This window comes from uncultured Sphingomonas sp. (genome assembly GCF_936927845.1).
In the GTDB taxonomy this organism is placed as follows: Bacteria; Pseudomonadota; Alphaproteobacteria; order Sphingomonadales; family Sphingomonadaceae; genus Sphingomonas.
On sequence record NZ_CAKZHV010000068.1, the window covers coordinates 38,968 to 50,301 of the forward strand.

The 11,334-nt window shown below is 67.5% G+C and carries 11 protein-coding genes; 7 read left to right on the forward strand and 4 right to left on the reverse strand.

Annotated elements, in window-relative coordinates; all coding sequences use genetic code 11:
* The first annotated feature begins 102 nt into the window (after positions 1-102).
* Both aspS and Q0579_RS16100 read left to right on the forward strand, forming a co-directional pair.
* Positions 103-1,926 (forward strand): aspartate--tRNA ligase, encoded by a 1,824-nt coding sequence (gene aspS, locus Q0579_RS16095; RefSeq protein ID WP_298814209.1) that lies wholly within the window; start codon positions 103-105, stop codon positions 1,924-1,926.
* 91 nt (positions 1,927-2,017) lie between these two features.
* Positions 2,018-3,433, forward strand: coding sequence for an APC family permease (locus Q0579_RS16100; protein WP_298814211.1), 1,416 nt, complete (start codon positions 2,018-2,020; stop codon positions 3,431-3,433).
* 36 nt (positions 3,434-3,469) lie between these two features.
* On the opposite strand, the gene Q0579_RS16105 is transcribed toward Q0579_RS16100, so the two are convergent.
* A complete protein-coding gene (locus Q0579_RS16105) occupies positions 3,470-4,105 on the reverse strand; it encodes a carbonic anhydrase (RefSeq protein ID WP_298814213.1) in 636 nt (211 codons plus the stop codon).
* 51 nt (positions 4,106-4,156) lie between these two features.
* On the opposite strand from Q0579_RS16105, the gene lipA reads away from it, so the two are divergent.
* On the forward strand, positions 4,157-5,089 hold the full coding sequence (gene lipA, locus Q0579_RS16110) for a lipoyl synthase (protein ID WP_298814215.1): 933 nt from the start codon (positions 4,157-4,159) through the stop codon (positions 5,087-5,089).
* Positions 5,089-5,571: a type II toxin-antitoxin system RatA family toxin gene (locus tag Q0579_RS16115; RefSeq protein ID WP_298814217.1), complete on the forward strand. Its 483-nt coding sequence runs from the start codon at positions 5,089-5,091 to the stop codon at positions 5,569-5,571. The genes lipA and Q0579_RS16115 overlap by 1 nt, the downstream gene beginning before the upstream one ends.
* On the opposite strand, the gene Q0579_RS16120 is transcribed toward Q0579_RS16115, so the two are convergent.
* The 3 genes from Q0579_RS16120 to Q0579_RS16130 are packed head-to-tail and all read right to left on the reverse strand — an operon-like array spanning position 5,511 to position 7,704.
* Positions 5,511-6,059: a CinA family protein gene (locus Q0579_RS16120; protein ID WP_298814219.1), complete on the reverse strand. Its 549-nt coding sequence runs from the start codon at positions 6,057-6,059 to the stop codon at positions 5,511-5,513. The two genes, Q0579_RS16115 and Q0579_RS16120, sit on opposite strands and share 61 nt — an antisense overlap.
* Positions 6,056-6,583 (reverse strand): hypothetical protein, encoded by a 528-nt coding sequence (locus tag Q0579_RS16125; RefSeq protein ID WP_298814221.1) that lies wholly within the window; start codon positions 6,581-6,583, stop codon positions 6,056-6,058. The genes Q0579_RS16120 and Q0579_RS16125 overlap by 4 nt, the downstream gene beginning before the upstream one ends.
* Positions 6,580-7,704, reverse strand: coding sequence for a bifunctional 2-C-methyl-D-erythritol 4-phosphate cytidylyltransferase/2-C-methyl-D-erythritol 2,4-cyclodiphosphate synthase (locus Q0579_RS16130; protein WP_298814222.1), 1,125 nt, complete (start codon positions 7,702-7,704; stop codon positions 6,580-6,582). The genes Q0579_RS16125 and Q0579_RS16130 overlap by 4 nt, the downstream gene beginning before the upstream one ends.
* 104 nt (positions 7,705-7,808) lie before the next feature.
* On the opposite strand from Q0579_RS16130, the gene dusB reads away from it, so the two are divergent.
* The 3 genes from dusB to ntrC are packed head-to-tail and all read left to right on the forward strand — an operon-like array spanning position 7,809 to position 11,307.
* Positions 7,809-8,807, forward strand: a complete 999-nt coding sequence (dusB, locus tag Q0579_RS16135) for a tRNA dihydrouridine synthase DusB (RefSeq protein ID WP_298814224.1) — start codon at positions 7,809-7,811, stop codon at positions 8,805-8,807.
* Positions 8,807-9,868 (forward strand): ATP-binding protein, encoded by a 1,062-nt coding sequence (locus Q0579_RS16140; protein ID WP_298814227.1) that lies wholly within the window; start codon positions 8,807-8,809, stop codon positions 9,866-9,868. Before dusB ends, Q0579_RS16140 begins: the two co-directional genes overlap by 1 nt.
* A complete protein-coding gene (gene ntrC, locus Q0579_RS16145; RefSeq protein ID WP_298814229.1) occupies positions 9,868-11,307 on the forward strand; it encodes a nitrogen regulation protein NR(I) in 1,440 nt (479 codons plus the stop codon). Before Q0579_RS16140 ends, ntrC begins: the two co-directional genes overlap by 1 nt.
* Positions 11,308-11,334: the final 27 nt, after the last annotated feature.

Below are 11,334 nucleotides of genomic sequence, written 5' to 3' on the forward strand. Positions count from 1 at the left end.
GTTGGAAGGGGAGGGCGCGCGGGTTCCCGGCCGGGTATGACAGGTACCCGACGGCTGCCACCAATCCCGGTTTCGCCGGGGTGACGATCAAGAGACCCGCTCATGCACGCCTATCGCTCGCACACCTGCGCCCAACTGACCGCCGACAATGACGGCGACACCGTTCGCCTGTCGGGTTGGGTGCATCGCAAGCGTGACCATGGCGGCGTGCTGTTCGTCGACCTGCGCGACCATTACGGCATCACGCAGATCGTGGCGGACACCGACAGCCCGGCGCTGGCGCTGCTGGACTCGCTGCGGGTCGAGTCGGTGGTGACGATCGATGGCAACGTGAAGCGCCGTTCGGAGGCGACCGTGAACCCCAATCTCGCGACCGGCGAGATCGAGGTCTACGCGCGCGCCGCGACCGTGCAGAGCCACGCGGCCGAACTGCCGATGCCCGTCTTCGGCGACGCCGAATACCCGGAAGAAATTCGGTTGCGGAACCGCTTCCTCGATCTGCGCCGCGAAAAGCTGCACGCGAACATCATGCTGCGCTCGAGCGTGATCGCCTCGATCCGACGCCGCATGGTCGACCAGGGCTTCACCGAGTTCCAGACCCCGATCCTGACCGCGTCGTCGCCCGAGGGCGCGCGAGACTATCTCGTTCCCAGTCGCGTTCATCCCGGCAAGTTCTACGCGCTGCCCCAAGCCCCGCAGATGTTCAAGCAGTTGCTGATGGTCGCGGGCTTCGACCGTTATTTCCAGATAGCGCCGTGCTTCCGCGACGAGGACGCGCGTGCCGACCGGAGCCCGGGCGAGTTCTACCAGCTCGATTTCGAGATGAGCTACGTCACGCAGGAGGACGTGTTCCAGGCGATCGAGCCCGTACTCCACGGCGTGTTCGAGGAGTTCGCGAATTGGCAGGGCAAGGGGCGGACCGTCTCCGCGCTGCCGTTCAAGCGTATCCCGTACCGCGAATCGATGCTGAAATACGGCAACGACAAGCCTGACCTGCGCAACCCGCTGATCATTGCGGACGTGAGCGACCAGTTCGTCGGCTCGGGCTTCGGCCGCTTCGCCTCGATCGTCGAGGCCGGCGACGTGGTGCGCGCGATTCCCGCGCCCGGTACGCACGAGAAGAGCCGCAAGTTCTTCGACGACATGAACGCCTGGGCGCAGGGCGAGGGCTTTGCCGGGCTCGGCTACGCCACGCGCAAGAACGGCGAATGGGGTGGGCCGATCGCCAAGAACCACGGCGAGGACAAGATGTCGGCGATGGCCGACGCGCTCGGCCTTGGTCCGAATGACGGACTGTTCTTCGCCGCGGGCAAGGAAGCGCAGGCAGCGAAGCTCGCCGGGTTGGCGCGCACCCGCGTCGCCGACCAGCTCGGGCTGATCGACCAGAACCGGTTCGAGTTCTGCTGGATCGTCGACTTCCCGATGTTCGAATATGACGAGGACAACAAGAAGGTCGATTTCAGCCACAACCCCTTCTCGATGCCGCAGGGCGAAATGGAGGCGCTGGAGAGCAAGGACCCGCTCGACATCCTCGCCTATCAGTACGACATCGTCTGCAACGGTGTTGAGCTGTCGTCGGGCGCGATCCGCAACCACAAGCCCGAGATCATGTACAAGGCGTTCGAGATCGCCGGTTACACGCAGGCCGACGTCGATACGAACTTCGCCGGCATGATCAATGCGTTCAAATATGGTGCGCCGCCCCATGGCGGTTCCGCACCGGGCATCGACCGCATCGTCATGCTGCTGGCGGATGAGCCGAACATCCGCGAGGTCATCGTGTTCCCGATGACGCAGAAGGCGGAGGACTTGATGATGGGCGCGCCGAGCTTCGTCTCCGCCAAGCAGCTGCGCGAACTCAACATCCGCGTCACCGGCGACGGCCCAAAGGACATCGACGAGGCGGTCAGCAAGCGCGCGGGCTGATCCGATCGCGCTTGGAATAATAGGCGATGGCGAGGGGCTGGCACCCCCTCGTTAACCATGCCAGAAGCCCCGCCTGATAAGGCGGGGGACGATGCCACAACCAGATACCGGAACGCCGGCGGCGGCGCCGTCGCGGGCGCCTGATGCGGCGCCGACGCCGCTCGCGCGCAGCCTGGGCGTCGCGGGCGTGTTGTTCCTGACACTGTCGGTGACGACGCCCGCCTCGTCGGTGTTCGTGATCGTCCCGGGCATGTTGCAGGTCGCGGGGACGGGCGCGATCTGGGCGACGCTGATCGCGGCACTGGTGTGCGTCGCCACCGCCTACATCTACGCCGAGCTGTCGTCGGCGTGGCCGGTCGCTGGCGGCGAGTATGTGATGGTCGCGCACACGCTGGGTCCGCTCGCCGGGTTCGTGATGCTCGGTATCAACGTGTTCAACAATTTGATCTTTCTGCCGGTCGCCGGGCTCGGCATCCGCGAGGTGCTGGTCGGCGTATTGCCCGCGCTGCCGCAGGTGCCGACCGCGATTGCCGTGGTCGGCGCGTGCACGTTGATCGGATTGCTCAACATCCGCGTCAACGCGCTCGTTACCGGGCTTTTCTTGGCTGTCGAGGTGATGGCGCTGCTTGCGGTGACGGCGCTTGGGCTGGTCGATGTCCAGCGCAACCCGCTCGAATTCCTCACTTACCCCGAGATGGCCGCGGGGCAGGGGCTCGCGCCCGCATCGCTGACCTCGATCGGCGTTGCTGCTTCGATCGCGATCTTCGCCTTCAACGGTTACGGTGCGGCGGTGTATTTCGGTGAGGAAATGCTCGAGGCGCCGCAGCGGATCGCGCGCTCGATCATGCTCGCGCTCGTCTTCACGCTCGCGCTCGAAGGACTGCCGCTCCTCGCGGCGTTGATGGGCGCGGTCGACCTGCGCGCGATCCTCGCCTCGTCCAACCCGTTCGGCGATCTCGTCACCGCGATGGCGGGGGAGCGCGCGGGGCAGGCGATGGCGCTGGGTGTCGCGCTCGCGATCGTCAATGCGATCATCGCCTGGGTGCTCGCCTGCGCGCGCTTCTTCTACGGTACAGCCCGCGATGGATCGTGGGGGCGGCCGTTCGATCGCTGGATGACCGCGATCCACCCGCGCTGGGGCTCGCCGCATCTCGGCACGCTGATCGTCGGCGGCGTCGGCATGGCCTTGTGCTTCCTGCCGTTGCGCCTGCTGGAGGTGTGGAGCGGGGCGGGGCTGATCGCGATCTACGCCGGGATTGCGGTCGCGGCGATGATCGGGCGACACTCGGGCGCGTCGCGTCACGCGACCTATCGCATGCCGCTCTACCCGCTGGCGCCGATTGTGACGCTGATCGCGCTCGCGCTGATCGCGGTGGCGACGTGGCAGGACGTGGAGGAGGGGCGACCCGCGATCGTCGCGACGATCATCCAGATCGTCATCGCCGCGGGCTATTACCTGCTCGTGCTCCGGCGGCGGCGCTGGCAGGCGGTGGTGCCGACCGCCTGAAAGGCAGCCGGCACCAGATAGTATTCGGGTATAACCTTACGCGGGCTCGAACGCACCCTCGCCGTCCTGCATCACGCGCAGCTCGCCGTGCGCGATGCCGAACCAGGCGCCGCGCAGCTTGAGCTCGCCCGCGTCCTCGCGTTCCTTGACGAACGGGAAGGTACGCAGGTTCTTGATCGAGGAGCGGATGCCCTCCCACTCGATCGCGGTCTGCGCCTCGGGGCCGGTGCCCTTCTCAGCCACGACCTTCTCGCGCGCCTCGTCGAGCAGGCTGATCCAGTCGGCGACGAAGCCGCCCGCACCCTTCTCGGCGTCCTTGAACCCCTGCGACAGCGCGGCCGCGCAGCCGCCGCACGAGGCGTGGCCCATGATCAGGATTTCGCCGACCTTCAACTGCGTCACCGCGAATTCGAGTGCCGCCGACACGCCGTGGTAGCCGCCGCCGGTTTCGAACGGGGGCACGAGATTGGCGACGTTGCGGATGACGAACAGCTCGCCGGGCTTTGCATCAAAGATCTGCGTCGGATCGACGCGACTATCGGAGCAGGCGATGATCAGCACGCGCGGCTTCTGTCCCTTGGACAGCGTTTCCCACTCGGCCTTCTCCTTTTCCCAATCCTCGCTGCGGAAGCGGTGGTAACCCTCAATCAGGCCGGCAACATCCCTTGGCATTCTAAAGCTCCTACGTTGTTTAAGAGGTCAGACGACGCTATCTCGCGCCGCATGAACGACACGAACTCGCTTCTGGCTCCCGCCCCGGCTGCGGCGCGCGCGCGCAAGCCCGACTGGATCCGCGTCAAGGCGCCGACCTCGACCGGGTTCGCCGAAACCAAGCAATTGATGCGGCGCCTGAACCTCGCCACCGTGTGCGAGGAGGCCGCTTGCCCGAACATCGGTGAGTGCTGGACCAAGAAGCATGCAACCGTGATGATCCTGGGCGACACGTGCACGCGCGCGTGCGCCTTCTGCAACGTCAAGACCGGCATGCCGCGCGCGGTCGATCCGCTCGAGCCCGAGCATGTCGCCGTGGCGGCGGCCGAGATGGGGTTGCAGCATATCGTCATCACCTCGGTCGATCGCGACGATTTGCCCGATGGCGGCGCGTCGCAGTTCGTGAAGGTGATCCAGGCTCTCCGCCGCAACACGCCGTCGACGACGATCGAAATCCTGACACCCGACTTCCGCAACAAGGCGCAGGCCGCGGTCGAGTCAATCGTCGAGGCGCGGCCAGACGTGTATAATCACAATCTGGAAACCGTACCCCGGCTCTACCCGACGATCCGACCCGGTGCGCGCTACTACGCGTCGCTCCGCCTGCTGGAGAGCGTGAAGCGGCACGATCCATCGATCTTCACCAAGTCGGGCGTGATGATGGGGTTGGGCGAGGAGCGGCTGGAGGTCCATCAGGTGATGGACGACATGCGCTCCGCCGACATCGATTTCCTGACGATGGGCCAGTATCTGCAACCCACGCCGCGACATGCCAAGGTCGCCGATTTCGTGACGCCCAAGGCGTTCGACGCTTACGCCGCGATCGCGCGCGCGAAGGGTTTCCTGCTCGTCGCCTCGTCGCCGCTGACGCGGTCGAGCTATCACGCGGGCGACGATTTCGCGAAGCTGCGCGCCGCGCGCGAGGCGAAACTGGCCCGCGCCTGATGCCCAAGCATTCTGAAACGCGCGCGCTACCGTACACGCCGGAGCAGATGTTCGACATGGTGGCGGACGTGCGCCGCTACCCCGAATTTCTGCCCTGGGTGACGGCGATGCGCGTGCGGCAGGACAGCGACACCGAGACGGTGGCCGACATGATCGTCGGCTTCAAGGGCCTGCGCGAGACGTTCACCTCGAAGGTGAAGAAGCAGCGGCGCGAGACGATCCACGTCGAATATGTCGATGGACCGCTCAAATACCTCTACAACGACTGGCGCTTTCGCGACGACGGTAAGGGCGGCTGTCTCGTCGACTTCTCGGTCGACTTCGCGTTCAAGAATCGCATGTTCGAGATGCTGGCGGGGCAGGTGTTCTCGGTGGCGCTTCGCCGCATGATTGGTGCGTTCGAGACGCGCGCGGCGGTGCTCTATTCCGCCTCGACCGCGGGGCCGGGCAGCAGCAGTTCGAGCGCGCACAGCGCGGCTTGAAGCCGAACCCCGCCGCGGCCAATATCGCCGAAGTTCTTGCGATCGGCGATAATGTCGGCCGGGTCGCCGTGCCGCTCCGCGCGCGCGAAGACCACAGTGCCGACCGGTTTTTTCTCGCTGCCGCCACCGGGCCCTGCAACGCCGGTGATCGCGACCACGACGTCCGCGCCCGATTTGGCGAGCGCGCCCTGCGCCATGCTCCACGCGGTCGCGATCGAGACCGCGCCGAACGTGTCGAGCACGTCGCGGCTGACGCCCAGCATCGCGATCTTCGCCTCGTTGGCGTAGGTGACGAACCCGGCCTCGAGCACCGCGGACGATCCCGCCACCTCGGTCAGCGCGGCGCAGACGAGCCCGCCGGTGCAGCTTTCCGCCACCGCGACGCGGCGCTTCGCGGCGATATTCTCCGCCACGACGCGGCGCGCCGCCTCGAGCAGTTCGACCGGTAGCACGCTGTCGCTCGCCCCTTCGCCCGCATTCTCGCTCATTGGGTGGCCTTCGCGGCGCAGATCGGCAGATCAGGGGCGTCGCGCATCGCCCCGCGGGCGTGCTCGGCCTTGATGTACTGGAGCGTCGCGACGACGATCCCGGCGGTATTGCGCGCGGGCAGCGGCTCGAGCAGCGTGACGAGGCGATCGAGCGTCGGGCAATCGCGTGCTTGAAGCCGCCCGGTGATCTGCGGCGCGAACAGGCTGGTCAGCATCGGGCGCGCATAATTGCTCATCAGCAGCAGTTCTACCGACGGATCGCTCAGTTTCGCGATCGCCTGTCTCGCCGCGGGCCAGGCGCGATCAGCCTCGGCGTCATATTTGGCGATGAACGGCCCCGACGTGCGACGCAGCAGACTGGTCGCGGGCAGCGCAGCGCAGACGCGCCCCGCGTCGCGGATGATCGCGGGCATGCTGACCAGCGCGATCGACTCGGCCTCGGCCTGGTTGAGGCACGGTGTCTGCGCGGCCGCGGGCGACGCGCTGACCGACAGTGCGACCGCGAGCGCGAGCAACCGCTTCACGCGAGCGTACCCAGCAGGCGGATCGTCGCCACTGCCTGCGCCGCAATGCCTTCGCCGCGTCCGGTGAAGCCCAGTCGCTCGGTCGTGGTCGCCTTCACGCTGACCCGGTCGACGGGCAGGTCGAGTAACGCGCCGATCCGCGCCTGCATCGCGGCGCGGTGCGGGCCGATCTTGGGCGCTTCGCACATGATCGTCAGGTCGACGAAGGTGACGCGGCCGCCACGCGCCTCGACCAGGTCACGCGCGTGGATGAGGAACTGCCCCGACTCGGCACCCTTCCACTTGGGATCGCTCGGCGGAAAATGCGTGCCGATGTCGCCCGCCGCGATCGTGCCGAGCACCGCGTCGGTGATCGCGTGGAGTGCCACGTCGGCGTCGCTGTGCCCCGACAGGCCCTGATGGTGTGGGATCAGCACGCCGCCGAGCCACAATTCCTCGCCGTCCTCCAGCCGGTGGACGTCGAAGCCGCTTGCCGAGCGTGTCTCGTATCCGATGCGCGCCTCGGCCGCGGCGAAATCGGCGGGGTAGGTGACTTTCTCGAGCATCTGGTCGCCCTGCACCAACGCGACGCTGCCGCCAAGCGCGCGCACCATCTGCGCGTCGTCGGTGGGGGCGTCGCCCAACCATTCTTCGTGCGCGCGCAGCAGCGTGGCGCGGCGGAATGCCTGCGGAGTCTGAACGCGGCGCAGCGGCTCGCGCGCCACCAGCGTGCCATCGGTGTGGACCAGCGTATCGGCGACCGGCAGGACCGGGACGGCGCCGTCGTGGCTCGCCAGCGCATCGATCAGGCGGTCGATCACGACACCCGGCACGAAGGGCCGCGCCGCGTCATGGACCAGCACGATGTCGGCGTCCTCGCACGCTTCCAAACCCGCCGCGACCGAGTCGTGCCGCGCCGCGCCGCCCAGCACGAAGCGCGCGTGCGGAACTGCGTCTTGCAGCATCGCTTCCTGACCAGCCCCGATCACCACGACCACGTCGTTGATCAGGGGGTGGGCGGCGAGCGCCTGGTAGCTCCACGCCAGCATCGCCCGTCCGGCGAGCGGGGCGAATTGCTTGGGTCCGGCCTGGCCCGAGCGCGAACCGGTGCCGGCGGCGACGATGATCGCGGTGACTGTCATCGCACGGGCGCCTAGTCGCATCGCGCCCACCTTGCCACCCCCGCCGTGCCACCCCCGCCTTGCCACCTTTGGCACGAACCTTTACTGCCTAAATAACAGGCACCATGCAGAAACTCACCCCCATTCAGATCGGTCCGGTGCGGATCGACCAGCCCGTCGTGCTCGCGCCGATGACCGGCGTGACCGACCAGCCGTTCCGCACGCTCGTGCGTCGCTACGGCTCCGGCCTCAACGTCACCGAGATGATCGCGAGCCAGGCGGCGATCCGTGAGACACGTCAATCGCTGCAAAAGGCGATGTGGCACCTGTCCGAAGAACCGGTGTCGATGCAGCTCGTCGGCTGTGCACCGTACGAGATGGGGGAGGCCGCGAAGCTCGCGCGCGACAAGGGTGCCGCGATCATCGACATCAACATGGGTTGCCCGGTGCGCAAGGTGACCAACGGCGACGCGGGCTCGGCGTTGATGCGCGACCTCGTGCTCGCACGCGCGATCATCGAAGGTGTGGTGAAGGCGGTCGATGTGCCGGTCACGCTCAAGATGCGGATGGGCTGGTGCCACGACAGCCTGAACGCGCCCGAACTCGCGCGCATCGCCGAGGACCTTGGCATTCGCATGGTCACCGTCCACGGCCGCACCCGCAACCAGATGTACAAGGGCTCGGCCGACTGGCGCTTCATCCGCAAGGTGAAAGATGCCGTGTCGATCCCCGTGATCGCCAACGGCGACATCTGCGGGATCGAGGACGCCGAGGCCGCGCTGGAGCAATCGGGCGCTGACGGCATCATGGTCGGGCGTGGCGCTTATGGCCGCCCGTGGCTGCTGGGTCAGTTGATGACCTGGTTCGCCGAAGGCCGCCGTGTGCCCGATCCGTCGCTCGACGAACAATATCACGTGATCGCCGAACATTACGAGGCGATGCTCGAACATTACGGCCCCGTCACCGGCGTCAACATGGCGCGCAAGCATATCGGCTGGTACACCAAGGGGATCGACGGCTCGGCCGTGTTTCGCAACAAGGTGAACCAGGAGCCCGATGCGAACCGCGTGAAGGCGATGCTGCGCGACTTCTACGCGCCGTATCTGACCCGCGCCGCGGCGTGATGCTCGCCGCACGCGACCCGAGCGACGCCGATCTGATCGCGGCGCTGCCGGTCGCGACCTTGGTGCTCGGCCCCGACGACCGGATCGCGCGCGTGAACGCCGAGGCCGAGACGCTGCTCAACATGTCGCAGCGCGCCTTGCTGGGGCGGCGGTTGGACGAGGTGCTGACGGGCGCGAGCGGCGCGGCGCGGCGGTCCGACCACGCCGCCGCGATCTTCGACACGTCGGTCACGACGACGCGCGGGCTGGTGATCCGGGTCGATCTGGTCGAGGCGGCGATGCCCGATCGACCGGGCTGGCGCGTGCTGACGCTTCACAATGTCGCACCCTCGCGCCGGCTCGGACAGACGACCGACCGCGCCGCCGCCGCACGATCGGCGGTGGGTGCCGCCGCAATGCTCGCGCACGAGATTAAGAACCCGCTGTCGAGCATCCGCGGCGCCGCGCAACTGATCGCCGATGGCGCGGCGGCGGACGAACTCTGCAGTCTGGTGATCAAGGAGGTCGATCGCATCGCGGCCTTGATCGACCGCATGGAGGATTTCACCGATACGCGCCCGCGCGCGGTGTCGGCGATCAACATCTATCCCTTGCTCGCGCACGCGCGTGACGTCGCGCTCGCCGGTTTCGCGCGCGGGATCACGGTGGAGGAGCGCTACGATCCCTCCTTGCCGCTCGCACTCGGCAATCACGACGCGTTGCTTCAGGTGATGCTCAATCTGCTGAAGAACGCCGCCGCGGCGCTCGGCTCGCTCGGCGAGCGCCGGATCACGCTCGCGACCGCCTATCGCCACGGCATCACGGTCGCGGCGAAGGATGGGGGCGGCGGTCGCGTCGCGCTGCCGATCGAGATCTGCGTGATCGACACGGGACCGGGCGCGCCCGAGGACATCGCCGAGCATCTGTTCGATCCGTTCGTCTCGGGCAATCCGGAAGGAAAGGGACTGGGCCTCGCGCTCGTCGACAAGCTGATCCGCGACATGGGTGGGCTGGTGCAATATGCGCGCGAAGGTACACCGCACGCGACCGTGTTCCGCATCCTGCTGCCGCGTGCGACCTGATGGCGGCCGCCGACATCCTGCTGGTTGACGACGACGACGCCGTTCGCCTGGTCGTGGCGCAGGCGCTGCGCCGTGCCGGGCACCAGGTACGCACCGCCACCTGCCTTGCCGAACTCGATCGCGAATTGCGCGCCAAGGTGCCCGACGCGCTCGTCACCGATGTGGTGCTGCCCGATGGTGACGGGATCGACCATGCGACCCGGATCGCGGGCGATAATGCCGACCTGCCGATCGTCGTCCTCTCGGCCCGCAACACGCTGACGACCGCGGTGCGCGCGAACGAGGCGGGCGCGTACGACTATCTGCCCAAACCGTTCGACCTCGACACGCTGACCCGCACGGTCGCCGCCGCTCTCGCGCGTGGCCGCGGTGCGCCGGCACCACCCATCGATGAAGCGGACGCGTCGCTGCCGCTGATCGGTCGCTCACCCGCGATGCAGGAGGTCTACCGCGTCATTGCGCGCGTGGTGTCGAACGACCTTACCGTGCTCGTCTCGGGCGAGTCGGGCACCGGCAAGGAACTCGTCGCGCGCGCGATCCACGACCTGGGCGGAAGGCGCCATGCACCGTTCGTCGCCATCAACATGGCCGCCATCCCCCGCGATCTGATCGAAGCGGAGCTGTTCGGGCACGAACGCGGCGCGTTTACCGGCGCGGCGCAGCGTACCGCAGGTCGGTTCGAGCAGGCGGCGGGTGGCACCTTGTTCCTCGACGAGATCGGCGACATGCCGCGGGACGCGCAGACCCGGTTGCTGCGGGTGCTGCAGTCGGGTGAATATACCACGGTCGGGGGCACGCGCGCGATCCGCGCCAATGTCCGCATCGTTGCGGCGACCAACCGCGACCTGCACGGCGCAATCGCCGACGGACAGTTTCGCGAGGATCTGTTCTACCGCCTGAACGTGGTGCCGATCTCGCTGCCGGCGCTCCGCGAACGGCGCGGCGACGTGGCGGAGTTGGCGCGGCATTTCCTTGATCGCGCCGCCGAGGACGGGCTGCCGCGCAAGACGCTCGACGACAGCGCGGTGGCGGTGCTCGAAGCGCACGACTGGCCCGGCAACGTGCGCGAGCTGGAAAACCTGATGCGGCGGCTCGCCGCCTTGTCACGCGACGATCGCATCACCGCCGCCGATCTTCGCGTGCCGCTCGGGACGGGCGAAACCGCGCCCGGTGGTTCTGCGTCGTGCGACCTTGATCACGCGGTCGCTGCGATGATCGAGCATCTGTCGCGCGTCGATCCGCGCGCGCTCGACGATGGGACGCTACACGCTCGTCTGGTCGCCGCGGTCGAGCGGTCGATGATCGAGGCGATGCTGCGGCGGCACGGCGGCAACCAATTGCGTGCGGCGCGCGCGATCGGGCTCAATCGCAACACGTTGCGTAAGCGGCTCGACATGCTCGGGATCAATCCCGGTGACCCCGGTTCGGCGGCGGTTTAGCCTCCGTTCACCGAAATATGTGTTTTC

Coding starts and splice junctions, on each gene's coding strand:
- dusB (WP_298814224.1), top strand. CDS start 7,809: ATGCAGAAACTCACCCCCATTCAGATCGGTCCGGTGCGGATCGACCAG.
- aspS (WP_298814209.1), top strand. CDS start 103: ATGCACGCCTATCGCTCGCACACCTGCGCCCAACTGACCGCCGACAAT.
- Q0579_RS16120 (WP_298814219.1), bottom strand. CDS start 6,059: ATGAGCGAGAATGCGGGCGAAGGGGCGAGCGACAGCGTGCTACCGGTC.
- Q0579_RS16115 (WP_298814217.1), top strand. CDS start 5,089: ATGCCCAAGCATTCTGAAACGCGCGCGCTACCGTACACGCCGGAGCAG.
- lipA (WP_298814215.1), top strand. CDS start 4,157: ATGAACGACACGAACTCGCTTCTGGCTCCCGCCCCGGCTGCGGCGCGC.
- Q0579_RS16100 (WP_298814211.1), top strand. CDS start 2,018: ATGCCACAACCAGATACCGGAACGCCGGCGGCGGCGCCGTCGCGGGCG.
- ntrC (WP_298814229.1), top strand. CDS start 9,868: ATGGCGGCCGCCGACATCCTGCTGGTTGACGACGACGACGCCGTTCGC.
- Q0579_RS16140 (WP_298814227.1), top strand. CDS start 8,807: ATGCTCGCCGCACGCGACCCGAGCGACGCCGATCTGATCGCGGCGCTG.
- Q0579_RS16130 (WP_298814222.1), bottom strand. CDS start 7,704: ATGACAGTCACCGCGATCATCGTCGCCGCCGGCACCGGTTCGCGCTCG.
- Q0579_RS16105 (WP_298814213.1), bottom strand. CDS start 4,105: ATGCCAAGGGATGTTGCCGGCCTGATTGAGGGTTACCACCGCTTCCGC.